This is a genomic window from Pantoea sp. Ep11b (genome assembly GCF_040783975.1).
Lineage (GTDB): Bacteria > Pseudomonadota > Gammaproteobacteria > Enterobacterales > Enterobacteriaceae > Pantoea.
On the sequence record NZ_CP160631.1, the window covers coordinates 3,462,203 to 3,479,878 of the forward strand.

The 17,676-nt window shown below is 54.6% G+C and carries 16 protein-coding genes, 5 tRNA genes and 1 pseudogene; 2 read left to right on the top strand and 20 right to left on the bottom strand.

All coding sequences use genetic code 11. The features are described from left to right. Nucleotides 1-15 precede the first annotated feature (15 nt). The 4 genes from trmD to ffh form a co-directional block, all read right to left on the bottom strand. Nucleotides 16-780, bottom strand: coding sequence for a tRNA (guanosine(37)-N1)-methyltransferase TrmD (gene trmD / locus AB1748_RS16255; RefSeq protein WP_111141452.1), 765 nt, complete (start codon nt 778-780; stop codon nt 16-18). A 35-nt stretch (nt 781-815) separates the two neighbouring features. After that, nucleotides 816-1,364 carry a ribosome maturation factor RimM gene (gene rimM / locus AB1748_RS16260; protein ID WP_111141451.1) on the bottom strand — a complete coding sequence of 183 codons (549 nt, stop codon included), beginning with the start codon at nt 1,362-1,364 and terminating at the stop codon, nt 816-818. An 18-nt stretch (nt 1,365-1,382) separates the two neighbouring features. Then, nucleotides 1,383-1,631: a 30S ribosomal protein S16 gene (gene rpsP, locus AB1748_RS16265; RefSeq protein WP_111141450.1), complete on the bottom strand. Its 249-nt coding sequence runs from the start codon at nt 1,629-1,631 to the stop codon at nt 1,383-1,385. A 141-nt stretch (nt 1,632-1,772) separates the two neighbouring features. Then, entirely contained in the window at nt 1,773-3,134 is a 1,362-nt protein-coding gene (gene ffh, locus AB1748_RS16270) for a signal recognition particle protein (RefSeq protein ID WP_367395781.1), read from the bottom strand. Nucleotides 3,135-3,298: 164 nt separating this feature from the next. Here ffh and AB1748_RS16275 point away from each other — a divergent pair, with 164 nt between their 5' ends. Next, entirely contained in the window at nt 3,299-4,099 is an 801-nt protein-coding gene (locus AB1748_RS16275) for an inner membrane protein YpjD (RefSeq protein ID WP_111141448.1), read from the top strand. A 15-nt stretch (nt 4,100-4,114) separates the two neighbouring features. Continuing rightward, on the top strand, nt 4,115-5,401 hold the full coding sequence (locus AB1748_RS16280; RefSeq protein ID WP_111141447.1) for an HlyC/CorC family transporter: 1,287 nt from the start codon (nt 4,115-4,117) through the stop codon (nt 5,399-5,401). A 58-nt stretch (nt 5,402-5,459) separates the two neighbouring features. Here AB1748_RS16280 and luxS read toward each other — a convergent pair whose 3' ends face one another. From luxS to AB1748_RS16360, 16 genes and pseudogenes are all read right to left on the bottom strand, one after another. Further along, nucleotides 5,460-5,975 (bottom strand): S-ribosylhomocysteine lyase, encoded by a 516-nt coding sequence (luxS, locus tag AB1748_RS16285; protein ID WP_293770320.1) that lies wholly within the window; start codon nt 5,973-5,975, stop codon nt 5,460-5,462. Nucleotides 5,976-6,128: 153 nt separating this feature from the next. After that, nucleotides 6,129-7,735 (bottom strand): annotated as a pseudogene (gshA, locus tag AB1748_RS16290) (glutamate--cysteine ligase). A gap of 31 nt (nt 7,736-7,766) precedes the next feature. Next, the gene (locus AB1748_RS16295) at nt 7,767-8,168 is read right to left on the bottom strand and encodes a YqaA family protein (RefSeq protein WP_199560057.1); all 402 of its coding nucleotides are present in this window, start codon (nt 8,166-8,168) and stop codon (nt 7,767-7,769) included. Nucleotides 8,169-8,191: 23 nt separating this feature from the next. Beyond that, entirely contained in the window at nt 8,192-8,758 is a 567-nt protein-coding gene (gene yqaB / locus AB1748_RS16300; RefSeq protein ID WP_111142232.1) for a fructose-1-phosphate/6-phosphogluconate phosphatase, read from the bottom strand. 969 nt (nt 8,759-9,727) lie between these two features. After that, nucleotides 9,728-9,804, bottom strand: a tRNA-Arg gene (locus AB1748_RS16305). 59 nt (nt 9,805-9,863) lie between these two features. Further along, nucleotides 9,864-9,940 (bottom strand) — tRNA-Arg (locus tag AB1748_RS16310). A 58-nt stretch (nt 9,941-9,998) separates the two neighbouring features. Continuing rightward, a tRNA-Arg gene (locus AB1748_RS16315) sits at nt 9,999-10,075 on the bottom strand. A gap of 218 nt (nt 10,076-10,293) precedes the next feature. Then, nucleotides 10,294-10,370: transfer RNA gene (locus AB1748_RS16320), tRNA-Arg, on the bottom strand. A gap of 8 nt (nt 10,371-10,378) precedes the next feature. Continuing rightward, nucleotides 10,379-10,471: transfer RNA gene (locus AB1748_RS16325), tRNA-Ser, on the bottom strand. A gap of 281 nt (nt 10,472-10,752) precedes the next feature. Next, nucleotides 10,753-10,938, bottom strand: coding sequence for a carbon storage regulator CsrA (gene csrA / locus AB1748_RS16330; protein WP_008927091.1), 186 nt, complete (start codon nt 10,936-10,938; stop codon nt 10,753-10,755). Nucleotides 10,939-11,187: 249 nt separating this feature from the next. Then, nucleotides 11,188-13,815 (bottom strand): alanine--tRNA ligase, encoded by a 2,628-nt coding sequence (gene alaS, locus AB1748_RS16335; protein ID WP_367395782.1) that lies wholly within the window; start codon nt 13,813-13,815, stop codon nt 11,188-11,190. 132 nt (nt 13,816-13,947) lie between these two features. Then, nucleotides 13,948-14,472, bottom strand: a complete 525-nt coding sequence (locus AB1748_RS16340) for a regulatory protein RecX (RefSeq protein ID WP_111141435.1) — start codon at nt 14,470-14,472, stop codon at nt 13,948-13,950. A gap of 123 nt (nt 14,473-14,595) precedes the next feature. Continuing rightward, nucleotides 14,596-15,663 (bottom strand): recombinase RecA, encoded by a 1,068-nt coding sequence (recA, locus tag AB1748_RS16345; protein WP_111141436.1) that lies wholly within the window; start codon nt 15,661-15,663, stop codon nt 14,596-14,598. A gap of 97 nt (nt 15,664-15,760) precedes the next feature. Next, nucleotides 15,761-16,255 (bottom strand): nicotinamide-nucleotide amidase, encoded by a 495-nt coding sequence (gene pncC / locus AB1748_RS16350; protein ID WP_111141437.1) that lies wholly within the window; start codon nt 16,253-16,255, stop codon nt 15,761-15,763. 105 nt (nt 16,256-16,360) lie between these two features. Next, entirely contained in the window at nt 16,361-17,137 is a 777-nt protein-coding gene (gene tam / locus AB1748_RS16355; protein WP_367396354.1) for a trans-aconitate 2-methyltransferase, read from the bottom strand. Between the two features lie 187 nt (nt 17,138-17,324). Next, nucleotides 17,325-17,660 (bottom strand): zinc ribbon domain-containing protein YjdM, encoded by a 336-nt coding sequence (locus tag AB1748_RS16360; protein ID WP_367395783.1) that lies wholly within the window; start codon nt 17,658-17,660, stop codon nt 17,325-17,327. Nucleotides 17,661-17,676 lie beyond the last annotated feature (16 nt).

The window sequence follows — 17,676 nt, forward strand, 5'->3', positions numbered from 1 at the left end:
GATAGTCGGGGAAGATTACTCTTCCGCATCATCGTTTTGTTGCTGCTGATGTTCACGCTTGAACTCATTCAGCAACCTTGCTTGCTCTTCAGTCAGAGCCAGGTTTTCCAGAAGTTCAGGTCTTCTCAGCCAGGTACGGCCTAGCGACTGCTTCAGACGCCAGCGGCGAATATCGGCATGGTTGCCTGACAGTAATACTGCCGGAACCTCCATGCCCTCTAACACTTCAGGTCGGGTATAGTGCGGACAATCCAGCAAACCGTCCGAGAACGAATCCTCATCGGCTGACGCCTGTTTGCCAAGTACGCCGGGAATAAACCGGGCGACTGAGTCAATCATCGCCATTGCCGGCAGTTCCCCGCCGCTGAGAACGTAATCACCGATTGACCACTCTTCGTCAATTTCGGTCTGGATTACGCGCTCATCAATACCTTCATAACGGCCGCAGACAAGAATTAACTTGTTGCATGCCGCCAGTTCACAAACGCCCTGTTGGTCCAGTTTGCGACCCTGAGGTGAAAGATAAATCACCCTGGCACCTTCACCTGCCGCTGCTTTCGCTGCGGAGATGGCATCCCGTAAGGGTTGTACCATCATCAGCATCCCCGGTCCGCCACCGTAAGGACGGTCGTCCACGGTACGGTGCCGGTCGTGCGTGAAGTCACGCGGACTCCAGCTCTGAATGCTGAGCAGACCGTTTTTTACAGCCCGGCCAGTTACCCCGTAATCGGTAATAGCGCGAAACATTTCTGGAAACAGGCTAATAACACCAATCCACATTGTATTCGCCGTTACGTTACCGTTCGATTCGGAGATCAAAAACCAGGATCCCAATCTACCTCAATGACGCCAGTAGAGAGATCGACTTTCCTGATAACCTGTTCATCAAGAAACGGAATTAACCGCTCCTGAACACCGAATGCATCTTTCAGGTTTGCCTTAACGACGAGAACGTCGTTCGAGCCGGTTTCCATCATATCGATGACTTTACCCATCTCGTAGCCTTCGAGGTTAACCACCTGGCAGCCCATAAGGTCTTTCCAGTAGTAATCGCCCTCTTCCAGCGATGGCAACTGCGTCGAGTCAACCTGAATTTCGCAATTGGTTAACTGAGCCGCCGCATCCCGATCGTCAATGCCTTTGACTTTGATGATCAGGTCCTGATTGTGGTGCTTCCAACTTTCCAGTTCGACCTGCTGCCATTTACCGGCGCGCTGGATGAACCAGGGTTGGTAGTCGAAGATGCTTTCAGCGTCTTCAGTGGAGGAAAACACTTTGAGCCAGCCGCGAATACCGTAGGCGGCTCCCATCTTACCCAATACGATTGGGTTAACAGGAGGCTGTGCGGCAAGTTGTCTGCTCATGCTCACCACCGTGACAGATTAAGCTGCTTTCTTTGCTTCTTTGACCAGCGCGTTAACGCGATCAGAAAGCGTTGCGCCCTGGCCAACCCAGTGCTCGATACGATCCATATCAAGACGCAGTGCTTCAGCCTGACCAGATGCGATCGGGTTGAAGAAACCAACGCGCTCGATGAAACGACCGTTGCGTGCATTGCGGCTGTCAGTGACGACGACCTGATAGAACGGACGCTTTTTAGCGCCGTGACGTGCCAAACGAATTGTTACCATAACATCCTCTTCAGTTAATAAAACACCCGGCCCCCATCGAGGAACGGGGTCCGGGTGCTATATAAAAAGCCCGAAAATTTTACTCATTTTGGCGCAAAAAGCAACCTAAACCGCGTCCTTCCAGGCTTTTTTGTGGAACACTTAGCGACCAGGGAAACCTGGCGGCATCATACCTTTCATGCCGCGCATCATTTTCGCCATGCCGCCCTTCTTCATTTTCTTCATCATGCGCTGCATGTCGTCGAACTGCTTCAATAAGCGGTTAACGTCCTGCACCTGCATGCCCGAGCCGTTCGCGATGCGACGCTTGCGCGAGCCTTTAATGATTTCCGGCTTCTCGCGCTCTTTGCGGGTCATCGAGTTGATGATCGCCTCCATGCGCACCAGCACCTTGTCATCCATCTGTGACTTCACATTGTCAGGCAGCTGCCCCATACCGGGCAGTTTCCCCATCAGGCTGGCCATGCCGCCCATGTTGCGCATCTGCTTCAGCTGCTCAAGGAAGTCATTAAGATCAAACCCGTCACCGGTCTTGAGCTTCTTCGCCAGCTTCTCAGCCTGATCGCGGTCAACCTTGCTTTCGATATCTTCGATCAGAGAGAGAACGTCGCCCATGCCGAGGATGCGTGACGCGATACGGTCCGGATAGAACGGCTCAAGCGCATCGGTCTTCTCACCGACACCCATAAATTTAATCGGCTTGCCGGTGATGTGACGAATCGACAGCGCCGCACCGCCGCGGGCATCACCGTCGACTTTGGTCAGGATAACCCCGGTCAGCGGCAGCGCTTCGTTAAAGGCTTTTGCGGTGTTTGCCGCATCCTGACCGGTCATGGCATCGACCACAAACAGGGTTTCTACCGGCTTAACCGCGGCATGCACCTGCTTGATCTCTTCCATCATCGCTTCGTCGACGTGCAGACGACCGGCGGTATCCACCAGCAGAACGTCGTAGAACTTCAGACGCGCTTCGCGCAGCGCATTGTTAACGATGTCGACCGGCTTCTGGCTGAGATCGGAGGGGCAGAAATCCACGCCGACCTGCTGAGCCAGGGTTTCCAGCTGTTTGATCGCCGCCGGGCGATAGACGTCGGCAGAGACCACCAGCACTTTCTTTTTATGCTTTTCGCGCAGGAATTTACCCAGCTTACCGACGCTGGTGGTTTTACCGGCACCCTGAAGGCCCGCCATCAGCACGACCGCAGGCGGCTGAGCGGCCAGGTCCAGCGCATTGTTTTCCGCACCCATCGCCGCAACCAGCTCGTTACGAACGATTTTGATAAACTCCTGACCCGGCGTCAGGCTTTTGTTCACATCATGGCCGACCGCGCTCTCTTTCACACGGTTGATGAAGTCACGCACCACCGGCAGCGCAACGTCGGCTTCAAGCAGCGCCATGCGCACTTCACGCAGGGTCTCTTTAATGTTCTCTTCAGTCAGCCTTCCGCGGCCACTGATGTTTCGCAGGGTTTGCGACAAACGATCGGTTAAATTATCAAACATGGTCTCTCACTTAAAAAGATCGCGAGGCGCCTGATCGGCAGAATGCGGCGGATTATAACACGAAGCCCCGGCGATCTCTGCAATTGCCCCTCAGATCGTTTGGAGCCTGCTCCGGCTGGCGCTATACTGCCTTTTTCCTTATCTGACTGAACCTGAAAGGATCTATGTTCGTTTTCGCGATAGTGGCGCTGTTCGCCTACTCCTTAAGCCTTGCCCTGATCATTCCCAGCCTGCTGAAGCGTCATGGCGGCTGGCGGCGAATGGCGATGATCTCTGCCTGTGTGGCGCTGATCACCCATGCGGTTGCCCTGCAGCAACGCATCTTCGCCATTGATAGCGGACAGAACTTAAGCCTGCTCAATATTGGCTCGCTGGTCAGCCTGCTGATCTGCGCCATCATGACCATCGTGGCGTCACGCAATCGTGGCTGGCTGCTGCTGCCGATCGTCTACAGCTTCGCGCTGATTAACCTCGCCTTCGCCACCTTTGTTCCCAATGCGTTCATCACGCATCTGGAAACCACGCCGGGCATGATGATCCACATTGGCCTGTCGCTGTTCGCCTATGCGACGCTGATTATCGCCGCGCTCTATGCGCTGCAGCTGGCATGGATCGACTACCAGCTGAAAAACAAGCGCCTGGCTTTTACGCAGGATATGCCGCCGCTGCTGACCATCGAACGTAAGATGTTTCACATCACCCAGGTGGGCGTCGTGCTGCTGACGCTGGTGCTCTGCACCGGGCTGTTCTATATGCAGGATCTCTTCAGCGCTGAAAACGTCGATAAAGCCGTTCTCTCAATCATCGCGTGGTTTGTTTATATCGTTTTGCTCTGGGGGCACTATCATGAAGGGTGGCGTGGTCGCCGCGTCGTCTGGTTTAACTGCAGCGGTGCGGTGCTGTTAACCATGGCCTACTTCGGCAGTCGCATCCTCCAGCATCTGCTTGTCCCTGTCTCTCGTTAAAAAGGAAGTTCTGCGTTGGAACATGTTTCAACCACCACGCTGATTATCATTCTCTGCGTCATGGTACTGGTTTCTGCCTGGTTTGCCGGGTCGGAAACCGGGATGATGACCCTTAATCGCTATAAGCTGCGCCATCAGGTCAAGAACGGCAGCCGTGCCGCACGCCGGGTTGAAAAACTCCTGCGTCGTCCTGATCGTCTGCTCAGCCTGGTCCTGATTGGCAATAACCTCGTTAATATTTTAGCTTCCGCACTGGCCACCATTGTCGGCATGCGCCTGCACGGCGACGAAGGGGTCGCGATCGCCACCGGTATCCTGACCTTTGTGGTGCTGGTCTTCGCTGAGGTGCTGCCGAAAACCGTGGCCGCCCTCTACCCTGAACGGGTCGCCTTTCCCAGCAGCCTGCTGCTGGTGCCGATGCAATACATCATGCTGCCGCTGGTCTGGCTGCTCAACTCGATTACCCGTCTGCTGATGAGAATGGTGGGTATCCGCACCGAGGGAGCCATCAGCTCGGCGCTGAGCAAGGAGGAGCTGCGCACCATCGTCTATGAGTCGCGGAGTCTGATGTCACGCCGTAACCAGGATATGCTGCTGTCGGTGCTCGACCTGGAGAAGGTCAGCGTGGATGACATCATGGTGCCGCGTAACGAGATTGTGGGCATCAACATTAACGATGACTGGAAATCCGTGGTGCGTCAGCTGAGCCACTCCCCGCATGGCCGCATTGTGCTGTTTCGCGACTCGCTGGATGACTGCGTCGGTATGCTGCGGGTGCGCGAAGCCTGGCGCATGATGACCGAGAAAAAAGAGTTCACCAAAGAGACCCTGCTGCGCGCCGCCGATGAGACCTACTACATCCCGGAAGGCACGCCGCTCAACACCCAGCTGGTGAAGTTTCAGCGCAACAAAAAGAAAGCGGGCCTGGTGGTGGATGAGTATGGCGACATCAAGGGACTGGTGACCATCGAAGACATTCTGGAAGAGATCGTGGGTGACTTCACCACCTCAATGTCACCGTCGCTGGCCGAAGAAGTGATGCCGCAGAATGATGGCTCGGTCCTGATTGAAGGCAGCGCAAACGTGCGCGAAATTAATAAAGCCTTTAACTGGCATCTGCCGGAGCAGGAGGCGCGCACCATCAACGGCATGCTGCTGGAAGCGCTGGAGGAGATCCCGGCTATCGCCACCCGGGTGCAGATCGGCCACTACAACGTCGATATTCTCGACGTGCAGGACAATATGATTAAGCAGGTGCGCATCACGCCGAAGACACCGCTGAAGAAATCGGTCGGTTCCTGAAGCCAAAAAAAACGCCGCAATCGTCATGATGCGGCGTTTTTTATTGCGGAATCGCGAACTAGATCTGCAGAGCTTTCAGCTTTTCGGCTGGCAGTTTCAGATCCTCGTTGCGGTTGACGCCAATCTCATGCGCCAGCACATTGCGGGCGATCTGCTGCGCTTCATCCAGTGAGTGCAGCTTGTAGCTGCCACACTGGTATTCATTCAGTTCCGGGATCTGGTTCTGATCTTTTACTTTCAGAACGTCTTCCATCGCCCCTTTCCACGCTTTTGCGACGCGCTGCTCGTCCGGTGTACCAATCAGGCTCATGTAGAAGCCGGTGCGGCAGCCCATTGGCGAGATATCAACAATCTCCACACCGTCACCGTTCAGGTGATCACGCATGAAGCCGGCAAACAGATGCTCCAGCGTATGGATGCCACGCTCGGTGAGGATATCAATGTTCGGGCGGCAAAAACGCAGGTCAAAAACGGTAATCGTATCGCCATGCGGAGTCTTCATGGTTTTGGCAACGCGAACGGCCGGTGCGCCCATGATAGTGTGATCAACGGTAAAACTGTCCAGTAGTGGCATACGTCACCTCCTGTTCTGAGAATTTTTTTTAAAACGATGAAACTTTTCTGTTCGCCCAACGTCTGAATATATGAAAGACGCGCATTTGTTATCATCATCATCCCTGACAACAGAGATGTTAATTTGGCCACATTGATGTGGCCTTTTTCTTTTCTACCCTTCCCGGCTCGCCAGATACGCTTCAAAATCCAGCTTATCGCTCGCTTCCAGCTGCTGCTGTGCCGCGACTGATTCCTGCGCCTGACGCGTGAAATCGTCTTCCGTCAGGACTTCCAGCGGCTCTTCACAGAGCAGATGCGCATACTGTTCTGCCAGTGCTACGCCGGTGCCGGTAACACCGTTGTCCTTCATCGCCTGAAGGATACGCGCCGAGTAGGTTAGCTCAGGATCGTCAAACGATGCTACCAGTTGATCGCAGACCTGCTGATATTCCGTGCTGTCCTGATTGTGACTGTCTAAGACTTCAGCAACGCGGCGCAGATCGGCAAACAGGGTTTTACCCACTTCGACCAGCGAATGTTCCGCTTCGCCACAGCCCACCGCAATTTTCTGCCCCGGTTTACGCCCTTCCAGCACGACCCGGTTCCAGTTTTTACGGGTACACTGCAGCTCATCCGCGCTCATTTCCGGCGCGTCGGCCAGCGTACACCAGATCAGGAACAGGTCGAGGAAGCGAACCTGATTCTCATCGACTCCAATGGCAGAGAACGGGTTGATATCCAGCGAACGCACTTCGATATACTCAATCCCGCCACGCAGTAGCGCATCAGACGGCGCTTCACCCGAGCGCGTCACGCGCTTCGGCCGGATCGGCGCATAGAGTTCGTTTTCAATCTGCAGCACGTTGGTATTCAGCTGCAGCCAGTTGCCGTCTGCATCTTTTGTTCCCATCGCCGCATACTCTTCGGAGGGCGTCCTGATCGCTTTCTTCAGCGCCGTGACATAGCCTTCCAGTGAGTTAAAGGTGATACCGAGCGCGCTTTGCGACTTATTGGTATAGCCCAGATCGCTCAGACGCAGCGAGGTGGCGTAGGGCAGCCACATCGTGTCTTTGTCATTGGTTTCAAACGGCAGCGCGCTCTCACGGCCCTGCAGGAAGCTGGAGCTGATGGCCGGTGATGCGCCAAACAGATAGGGGATCACCCAGCCGAAGCGATAATAGTTACGGATCAGGCGCAGATAGCCCGCGGAGATCGTCTCTTTTCCGCTTTCCTGATCTTTCACGTCAGCCCACTCCTGCCAGAACGAGAGCGGCAGCGAGAAGTTATAGTGAATGCCGGAGATGGTCTGCATCAGCGCGCCGTAGCGGTTTTTCAGCCCTTCGCGGTAGAGCGTTTTCATCTGCCCGATATTGGAGGTGCCATACTGCGCCAGCTCGATATTATCGGCATCGTCGATCACACAGGGCATACTGAACGGCCACATGCGCTCATCGCCCAGTTCGCGGGCAACGTGACGATGGATATCACGCAGAAATGCCAGCATATGATCAATGCTGTGGTCGACGGGCGTGATAAATTCCAGCAACGTTTCGGCGAAATCGGTGGTGATCCAGTCATGTTTCAGCGCCGACCCCAGAGAGTCCGGGTGGCCGCTTTTTGCCAGTTCGCCATTTGCCTGCACACGCAGCGTTTCACGCTCGATGCCACGGCCAATACCTTTAAGGGCATTGGGATGCGCCTCCAGCCAGGAGAGCGCTTTAGATACGTCCGGGATCACATTCCCCCCCGCTGTGATAATAATTTATTTTTGTTCAGCATAATGTTAACCGTAGCCTCGAATCTGTGCGAATCAATGCCACCATTCCAGCCCCTGTAATGTGGCAGTCGCGATAACGATATAACGCAGTGTCTTGCCGACAGCGAGAAACAGCATCGCGGGCAGCCAGGCGAAACGTAACCAGCCTGCGAGCACGCAGAGCAGATCACCTATCACCGGCAGCCAGCTGAATAACAGTGCTGCGGGTCCCAGTCGGTGCAACCACGTCATTGCTGTGTCATGCCATCGCCCCTGACGTTTTAACGGCAGTAAGCGACCAATAATAATGTTGGTTAAGCCGCCCAGGGTGTTTCCCAGTGATGCGGCCAAAAGCAACCCGTAAACTGATGTCTTTTTTGCTATCAGAAATGCGATCAGTAGTGCTTCTGAACTTCCTGGCAGGAGCGTTGCACTTAAAAAGCTACTGCCGAACATCGAGGCCAGGGTGAAGATGTCACTCACAGTAAACGGACATCCACCACGGCCATGCCTGCTGCTTTTGCTGCCTGGATACCAAAATCGGCATCCTCAAACACCACACAGCGTGCCGGTGCCACGCCCAGTAATTCGGCGCAGCGTAAAAAGGTTTCCGGCTCGGGTTTGTGATGTTTTACGTCGTCAGCACCGACCACGGCCGAAAACAGCGCACGCACACCCAGCTGCGTCAGTAACGCCTCTGCCATGCTATGTTCGCTTCCGGTCCCTACCGCCATCGGACGACGCCCGTGATACGCTTTTGCCACCTCCAGCAGAGGCAGCGGTGTCACGTTGTCCAGCAGCATCGCTTTCACTGCCGCTGTTTTTTCTGCGGCGAGAAGACGGGGGTCGAGTGACGACTGATTGGACTCAATGATGAACTGCGCAAGCCGCCAGGCGGGCGCGCCATTGAATTCGATGATACGGGCTTCATCCAGCGTCAATCCATAACGCGCCAGTACCTGACGCCACGCTTTTCGATGGGTTGGCTCGGTATCCAGAATGGTGCCGTCCATATCGAAAATCAGGGCGTCATATTGATCGTACATTGTCACTCCGGACGTTCACCAAACGAGACATTACTTTAGCCTAATGTGGACAGGTTGTCGCCAGGGTGGATGAACAGCAAATGCTTTGAAAGCATTAACAATTTTTCTTTTCAGATAAAGGTGATCGTCTGCGCCCAGCCATAACAGTACGAATTTGCAGCGATTTTTTGACAATCTTTTCAGCGCCGCACGCCATAAGACGGGCAGGAAGAGCAAAACCAGATAGGTTATCGCAGCAGGCAGGCGTCATTATCCGCTTAAGTCCGGGTGATGGATCAATGGCAGCCATCGGGGAGAAAAGCCCTGCCGGCAAAGCCAGTGGGAAGCTGAGTGAGAGAGATTTCAGGTTATCTCTGCGACGCTGGCTGCGCATGATATTGCGGCTGGAAAGCCGGTCTGTAGCTCAGGCGCTGAGACGGCATGGTGCACCGGGTATGACTGAAAGCAGAATGACTCAGCCTGCGCTTCGCCCTGCGGGCCGTTGCTGATGCAACGTTATCCTCCTGAGTGCTACCTGAACGCGGATTGCGTTATGACCCACTGAGGGGGTGATCATAAGGGAGAATATGGTGCATCCAGGAGGATGACTCCGCTTACGCTTCGCCCTGCGGGCCGTTGCTGACGCAACGTTATCCTCCTTAGCACGATCTGAACGCGGATTGCGTTATGACACACTGAGGGGCTGATCATAAGGGAGAATATGGTGCATCCAGGAGGATGACTCCGCTTACGCTTCGCCCTGCGGGCCGTTGCTGACGCAACGTTATCCTCCTTAGCGCGATCTGAACGCGGATTGCGTTATGACACACTGAGGGGCTGATCATAAGGGAGAATATGGTGCATCCAGGAGGATGACTCCGCTTACGCTTCGCCCTGCGGGCCGTTGCTGACGCAACGTTATCCTCCTTAGCGCGATCTGAACGCGGATTGCGTTATGACACACTGAGGGGCTGATCATAAGGGAGAATATGGTGCATCCAGGAGGATTCGAACCTCCGACCGCTCGGTTCGTAGCCGAGTACTCTATCCAGCTGAGCTATGGATGCATTGAGGGGTGTAGCTTTTTATGGACTGACAGAAAGTAATCTGAGGATGATACGAAGAATGGTGCATCCAGGAGGATTCGAACCTCCGACCGCTCGGTTCGTAGCCGAGTACTCTATCCAGCTGAGCTATGGATGCATTGAGGGTGTAACTTTTTATGGACTGACAGAAACCAACCTGAGGATGATACGAAGAATGGTGCATCCAGGAGGATTCGAACCTCCGACCGCTCGGTTCGTAGCCGAGTACTCTATCCAGCTGAGCTATGGATGCATAAATCAAATTCTTGTACAACGCAGGGTGCTGACTACTCACCATGAAGGAATTGCTAGTTCGCTTTGTTTCTTTCTTTTCGATGGTGCATCCAGGAGGATGACTCAGCTTACGCTTCGCCCTGTGGCGCCGTTGCTGATGCAACGTTATCCTCCTTAGTGCGGTCTTAACGCGAATGCGTTATGTCACACTGAGGCACTTCGCCATACCCGAAAATATGGTGCATCCAGGAGGATTCGAACCTCCGACCGCTCGGTTCGTAGCCGAGTACTCTATCCAGCTGAGCTATGGATGCATCGAAAATGGCGGTGAGGGAGGGATTCGAACCCTCGATACAGCTTTTGACCGTATACTCCCTTAGCAGGGGAGCGCCTTCAGCCTCTCGGCCACCTCACCTTACGCTTTCTTTCGAACCGTGCTTCTGAACTTGTTTCTGCTCATCGGCACTGCGTGGCGCACATATTACTTTCCCGGACTTTTAAGTCAAACAATTTTTCCAAAACTTTTTTCGATTGCACAAATCACACACAATCGGGACAAAATGACGGCAAAAAGAGTGAATTATCAACACTGAAAGCAGGTCGTGTTGGCAAAAATGCGACGTGAAGAGGAGAAGGAAAGGCAGGAATTTTGCAGAAAGCGGTAGCGCCTCGCACAGGTGCGAGGCGCTGAATCCGTTAAACGCTGGTTTGTTGCGTTTTTTCAGCCTGGATGCGCTGATAGATCTCTTCGCGATGCACAGAAACCTCTTTCGGCGCGTTAACCCCTATACGAACCTGGTTACCCTTCACACCCAGTACCGTTACAGTTACCTCATCACCGATCATGAGGGTTTCACCAACTCGACGAGTTAGAATAAGCATTCTTTGCTCCTTGAAAGATTAAAAGAGTCGGGCTTGTACAGGCACCCGGCATTATCCATCATTTAACGCTGCACATTGGCTGTGAGAATGACACCTATGCGCATCGATGCGCCAATACATTCTGCTGATAGTTAGTTTAGCCGAAATACACTACATCAACCTGACTTTGTCATTTGCTGCTCTGGCACTGTATTAAAAAGCGCCGGAACCGGGGTTCTGACGCTTCATACAATGCTTTATTCTATTTCATTACAGGCGGCTGTTGACCCAGCTCTCTACCCCTGCCAGAGCGCCTTTAAGCGCCTCAGCATCATTACCACCCGCTTGCGCCATGTCAGGACGACCACCGCCCTTCCCGCCCACCTGCTGGGCCAGACCGGCAATCAGTTCGCCCGCTTTAACGCGGTCAGTCAGATCTTTGGTCACGCCCGCAATCAGCGACACTTTGCCGTCTGCCACGGTTGCCAGCACGATAATCGCAGACCCCAGTTGATTCTTGAGATCGTCCACCATGGTACGCAACATTTTAGGTTCGACATTGCTGAGCTCACTGACCAGCAGTTTCGCGCCCTTCACATCAACAGCCTGGCTGCTCAGTGAAGCACTCTCCTGCGCGGCCTGTTGATCGCGCAGTTGCTGCAACTCTTTCTCCAGCGCACGGACATGATCGACCAGACCACGCACCTTCTCGTTCAGATTGCTGCTGTTCGCTTTGACCAGCTGCGCCAGATCGTGCAGCTGGCTGCTCTGCGCATTGACCTGGGCCAGCGCAGCTTCACCGGTAATCGCTTCAATACGACGAATACCGGCCGCTGTGCCTGATTCAGCCTGAATGCGGAACAGACCAATATCACCGGTCCGTGCAGCATGGGTTCCCCCGCACAGCTCAACAGAGAAATCACCCATAGTCAGAACACGTACGCGCTGGTCATATTTCTCGCCAAACAAAGCCATCGCACCTTTAGACTTCGCCGCGTCGAGATCCATCACTTCCGTTTCTACCGGCAGGTTGCGGCGGATCTGTGCATTGACAATATCTTCGACCCGGCGAATCTCCTGAGGTTTCATCGCTTCGAAGTGCGAGAAGTCAAAACGCAGATATTTGTCGTTAACCAGTGAGCCTTTCTGAGCCACATGTTCGCCCAGAACCTGACGCAATGCGGCGTGTAATAAGTGGGTCGCAGAGTGGTTCAGGCGGATACGCGCACGACGTGCCGCATCGACCTGCGCCTCAAGGCGATCACCGATACGCAACTGCCCTGCGGCCAGCTTACCGACATGACCGATGGCCTGACCATATTTTTGTGTGTCCTGAACGCTAAATTCAGCATTCTTCCCTTTCAGCAACCCGGTATCGCCAACCTGACCACCCGACTCACCATAGAAGGGGGTTTCATCCAGCACAACGACGGCATCCTGACCGGCGGTCACTTCATCCACCGCCTCGCCAGCAACATAGAGCGCTTTCACCGTGGCCGCTAAATCAAGCTGCTCGTAACCTTCAAAGGAAGAGGCCGCGTCAATGCGGATTACATTGCTGTAGTCTGCGCCGAAGCCACTCGCTTCACGCGCGCGCTGGCGCTGCTGATCCATCGCCTGCTCAAAGCCCGCTTCGTCGATTTTCAGGTTACGTTCGCGGCAGACATCCGCCGTCAAATCAGCCGGGAAGCCAAAGGTGTCGTAGAGACGGAAGACGATTTCGCCATCCAGCGTGTCGCCCTGCAGTTTTTCCAGCTCGTCATCCAGCAGCGCCAGTCCGCGTTCCAGCGTACGGGCAAACTGATCCTCTTCGCTTTTCAGCACCTGCTCAACCTGAGCCTGCTGACGCTGCAGCTCTTCACCCGCGGCACCCATAACCTCGATCAGCGGCGCAACCAGCTTGTAGAAGAATGCCTCTTTGGCGCCCAGCATGTTGCCATGACGCACCGCACGACGAATGATACGACGCAGCACGTAGCCACGGTTCTCGTTCGACGGGATTACGCCATCCGCAATCAGGAATGCGCAGGAGCGGATATGGTCAGCAATCACGCGCAGTGATTTATTGCTGAGATCGGTCGCGCCGGTCACCTTCGCGACAGCCTGAATCAGTTTCTGGAACAGGTCGATTTCATAGTTTGAGTTGACGTGTTGCAGAACGGCGGAGATACGCTCAAGGCCCATTCCGGTATCAACCGACGGTTTTGGCAGCGGCAGCATGGTGCCATCCGCCTGACGGTTGAACTGCATAAAGACGATGTTCCAGATCTCGATGTAGCGATCGCCATCCTCTTCCGGGCTGCCTGGCGGGCCACCCCAGATGTGATCGCCATGATCGTAGAAAATCTCGCTGCACGGGCCACAAGGGCCGGTGTCGCCCATCTGCCAGAAGTTATCTGACGCGTAGGCGCTGCCTTTGTTGTCGCCAATGCGAATGATGCGCTCACGCGGCACACCAATTTCGTTCGCCCAGATATCAAAGGCTTCATCATCGGTTTCATAAACCGTCACCCACAGGCGCTCTTTTGGCAGGCTGAACCACTGTTCGCTCGTCAGCAGTTCCCAGGCAAAACCAATCGCCTCTCTCTTGAAGTAATCACCAAAGCTGAAGTTACCCAGCATTTCGAAGAAGGTGTGGTGGCGGGCGGTGTAACCGACGTTTTCAAGATCGTTGTGTTTACCCCCTGCGCGAACGCAGCGTTGCGACGTGGTCGCACGGGTATAGTCACGTTTGTCCTGACCGAGGAACACATCTTTAAACTGGTTCATCCCGGCGTTAGTAAACAACAACGTTGGATCGTTATTCGGTACGAGGGAGCTGCTGGTTACAACCTCATGTCCCTTGCTATGAAAAAAGTCGAGAAACGCCTGACGGATCTCAGCAGTGCTCTTGCTCATATATGTCCTGGAATCACGCTAACGAACGTTCCCTCCGATCGGCGCAGCCACTTTTCGTGGTGCCTGACCAGAGGAACAAAAAGTGGGAATAAGATAAAATTTCTTCAGTGGGAAGTAAAATTACATCGGCTTTTAGTCATCAAAATTTCTGAAAACAGACTGGATATCCTCGCTCTTAAAGCCCTTCGATTGCAGATAGCGCAGCACTTTCGCTTTCTCTTTCCACTCAGTGGGTAGCGGATGGCCAAATTTTCTCTCCGCCATCTGTGCCGCTCTCGCCGCCCAGTCAACCTCTGTCTCCTCCATCGCGAGGTCAATCGCCTCGCGATCAATACCTTTCTGGGCCAGCTCAAGGCGCACGCGCTGTGATCCCAGACCTTTGCGGCTTCGGCTCTGAATAAAACGTTCGGTAAAACGTTCGTCGTTCAGCCAGCCACTCTCCTGACACCAGTCCAGCACCTGCTCCAGCAGATCGTCGGGGATAATTTCGGGCTCTTTCTTTTGTGCCCATGCGGCACGCTGAGCAGACTGTTGCAGCTTACGCGCCAGTTCGGCACGGCTGTGATCGCGCTGACCCAGAATGCGCATCGCGCGGTCAAGCAGGCGGGAGTAAGAGACGACGTCAGGTTGAGCCTGAGGCTGTGAAGATTCAGTCATACTGCGCTCCTTGTACAAACAGAGAGGAGATTATGGCGACAGAACAGGACAGAGGAAAGGCGGAAAAGGACACTGAGGAGGCAAAAACAGCGGGAGAGGCTTTCGCCTCTCCCGCTGTTGTGATTAGAAGTCTTCGTTCGCTTCGCTTTCGGCGTTTTCGATGTCAGCAGATTTATCCGCTGCCACTTTTTCATCCGCGCCGTTGAGCAGCATCTCACGCAGCTTCATATCAATCTCGTTTGCCACAGCAGCATTCTCTTTCAGGAAGTTGCTCGCATTCGATTTACCCTGACCAATCTTGTCGCCGTTGTAGCTGTACCACGCACCCGCTTTTTCGATCAGCTTGTGCTTGACGCCCAGGTCAACCAGCTCGCCATAGGTGTTGATCCCTTCGCCATACATGATCTGGAACTCAGCCTGTTTAAATGGCGCAGCGATTTTGTTTTTCACCACTTTCACGCGGGTTTCACTGCCGACCACGTTATCGCCCTCTTTAATCGCACCGATACGGCGGATATCGAGACGGACAGAGGCGTAAAATTTCAGTGCGTTACCACCGGTAGTAGTTTCCGGGTTACCGAACATCACACCAATTTTCATTCGGATCTGGTTGATGAAGATCAGCAGGGTGTTTGACTGCTTCAGGTTACCCGCCAGTTTACGCATCGCCTGGCTCATCATACGTGCCGCGAGGCCCATGTGTGAGTCACCGATTTCACCTTCGATTTCCGCTTTCGGCGTCAGCGCAGCAACGGAGTCGACGATGATGACGTCAACGGCACCGGAACGCGCCAGAGCATCACAGATTTCCAGCGCCTGTTCACCGGTATCGGGCTGTGAGCAGAGCAGGTTTTCGATATCCACGCCCAGCTTCTTGGCGTAGACCGGATCCAGCGCATGTTCCGCATCGATAAAGGCGCAGGTTTTACCCTTACGCTGTGCCGCCGCAATGACCTGCAGGGTCAGCGTGGTTTTACCGGAAGACTCCGGTCCGTAGATCTCAACGATACGGCCCATTGGCAGACCGCCAGCCCCTAACGCGATATCCAGCGACAGCGAACCGGTCGAGATGGTTTCCACATCCATTGAGCGGTCTTCACCCAAGCGCATGATGGAACCTTTACCAAATTGTTTCTCAATCTGGCCCAGCGCGGCAGCTAAAGCCTTCTGTTTGTTTTCATCAATCGCCATTTCAACTCCTAATCAAGCCGGGTAAACACGCACTCAGTTGGTGCCTGCACTCTTTCTGTTGCCGACAATTATACTGTATAGTCATACAGTATCAAGTTTAATTTGTCAGAAATTCGCCATACAGTGTCTGCAGGGCCCACGCCACCGACTGGCGGCGGACGGCATCACGATCGCCGCTGAAATGCTGCAGAAAAGTCAACACGTTATCCTGCGGCCCGGCAAAGCCAAACCACACCGTACCTACCGGTTTTTCTGCACTGCCGCCATCCGGGCCGGCAATGCCGCTGACCGAGATTGCGTAGTCGGCACGGGCAGCCTCGCGGGCCCCCAGCGCCATCTCGCGCACCACCACTTCACTGACTGCGCCAGCCTGTTCCAGCGACGCCGCCTGAACGTTTACCAGCTGCTGTTTCGCCTCATTACTGTAGGTCACAAACCCGCGTTCGAACCAGGCGGAACTGCCGCTGATATCGGTAAACACCTTGGCAATCCATCCGCCTGTACAGGATTCCGCACAGGTGACAGTGGCATTGCGCTGCTTCAGTTGCTCCCCTATCCGGGCGCTGAGCGCCTGCAATTGCTGATCGTCCATTGCATCTCTCCGTTTAGCTGTGGGTTGAAGGTGGTGCAGAAAGCGCACTTTTTCAAGGTCATCCGCCACGATTGCGCTATTTTTGCGGCAGACTTTCCACCGCGCTTACCGTTTTTTCACCGCAATCATAAAAAGACGCGGAAAGGCGAGCAGAACCTGGCCATCCGCCTGAGCAGGATAGGCGGTGACAAGACGCTGATGATAATCGGCCAGAAAGGCGCGCTGTCCGGCCTCATCCAGGCTCGCCAGAAATGGTCTGAGGCCGGTGGCCCGCAGCCAGCTGATAATCGCCTGCGCATCGGCCATGACGTGATAATAGGTGGTGCGCCAGATATCGACCTCACAACCCGCCTGCGTCAGCAGATCGTAATAGTCACCCGCGGAGAGCAGCTGCGTGCACTCAGCGGCCTCTGCGTTGATCAGTGGCCGCCAGCGCGCTGATGCCGCCACCTCGCGCATCAGCCGATGCGAAGGCTCCTGCAGATTATCCGGCATCTGCACGGCCAGCACACCGCCGGGTGCCAGCTGAGCAACCAGATGAGGGAATAGCGTGGAGTGATTATCCAGCCATTGCAGTGAAGCGTTGGCATAAACCACCTGCTGCGGGGCATCCGCCTGCCAGCTACGGATATCGGCCTGAACAAAGCGACACCGCGGCAGGCGCTCTCTGGCCTGCGTCAGCATCGTCGCTGAACTGTCGAGCCCGGTGATCTGTGCCAGCGGCCAGGCGTCAGTAAGCAGTTCAGTGCTGTTACCCGGCCCGCATCCCAGATCGGTAACCCGCTCGACCTGCTCCATCGTGATGCGCGCCAGCAACTCCCGGGCCGGACGGGTTCGTTCCGCTTCAAATTTACGATACAGCACGGGATCCCACTCTTTCATCATGACCTCTCACCAGGTTATCAGAGACATCTGCTTAGTCAGACGGATGAAAAGCGAAAAAGTGCAGACCTTTACCGATTATCGTGGCGTTACGGCGCGGGAAAGAGAGAGGGGCTGCACGGCAGGCGGGATGACTGGAACTAAAACCGTACTGAACACAGCGGGCGCGTCCCTGCCCCCCCCGATCTCAGTTCTTTTTCACAAACTCAGACTTCAGTTTCATCGGGCCAAAACCGTCGATTTTACAATCGATGTTGTGATCGCCTTCGACCAGACGAATACTTTTCACTTTGGTGCCAATCTTCAGCGATGAGGAGCTGCCCTTCACCTTGAGATCTTTAATCACCGTTACGCTGTCGCCATCTGCCAGCAGATTGCCGTTGGCATCACGCACTTCCAGTGTGGCGTTGCTGTTGTCGCCTTCTCCCGCGGTCCAGATATGACCGCAGGAGGGGCAGTTAAGGTTATCGCCATCTTGCCAGGTGTAATCGGCGTGACAGGCTGGGCAGGCAGGTAAAGACATAACGACTCCGGAAGTA

Bases quoted from the DNA above. Each gene is read 5' to 3' on its own strand.
- AB1748_RS16295 (WP_199560057.1), bottom strand. From the start codon at position 8,168: ATGTTCGGCAGTAGCTTTTTAAGTGCAACGCTCCTGCCAGGAAGTTCA.
- tam (WP_367396354.1), bottom strand. From the start codon at position 17,137: ATGAAAGAGTGGGATCCCGTGCTGTATCGTAAATTTGAAGCGGAACGA.
- recA (WP_111141436.1), bottom strand. From the start codon at position 15,663: ATGGCGATTGATGAAAACAAACAGAAGGCTTTAGCTGCCGCGCTGGGC.
- alaS (WP_367395782.1), bottom strand. From the start codon at position 13,815: ATGAGCAAGAGCACTGCTGAGATCCGTCAGGCGTTTCTCGACTTTTTT.
- AB1748_RS16360 (WP_367395783.1), bottom strand. From the start codon at position 17,660: ATGTCTTTACCTGCCTGCCCAGCCTGTCACGCCGATTACACCTGGCAA.
- rimM (WP_111141451.1), bottom strand. From the start codon at position 1,364: ATGAGCAGACAACTTGCCGCACAGCCTCCTGTTAACCCAATCGTATTG.
- yqaB (WP_111142232.1), bottom strand. From the start codon at position 8,758: ATGTACGATCAATATGACGCCCTGATTTTCGATATGGACGGCACCATT.
- rpsP (WP_111141450.1), bottom strand. From the start codon at position 1,631: ATGGTAACAATTCGTTTGGCACGTCACGGCGCTAAAAAGCGTCCGTTC.
- trmD (WP_111141452.1), bottom strand. From the start codon at position 780: ATGTGGATTGGTGTTATTAGCCTGTTTCCAGAAATGTTTCGCGCTATT.
- pncC (WP_111141437.1), bottom strand. From the start codon at position 16,255: ATGGACGATCAGCAATTGCAGGCGCTCAGCGCCCGGATAGGGGAGCAA.
- luxS (WP_293770320.1), bottom strand. From the start codon at position 5,975: ATGCCACTACTGGACAGTTTTACCGTTGATCACACTATCATGGGCGCA.
- AB1748_RS16340 (WP_111141435.1), bottom strand. From the start codon at position 14,472: ATGACTGAATCTTCACAGCCTCAGGCTCAACCTGACGTCGTCTCTTAC.
- AB1748_RS16275 (WP_111141448.1), top strand. From the start codon at position 3,299: ATGTTCGTTTTCGCGATAGTGGCGCTGTTCGCCTACTCCTTAAGCCTT.
- csrA (WP_008927091.1), bottom strand. From the start codon at position 10,938: ATGCTTATTCTAACTCGTCGAGTTGGTGAAACCCTCATGATCGGTGAT.
- ffh (WP_367395781.1), bottom strand. From the start codon at position 3,134: ATGTTTGATAATTTAACCGATCGTTTGTCGCAAACCCTGCGAAACATC.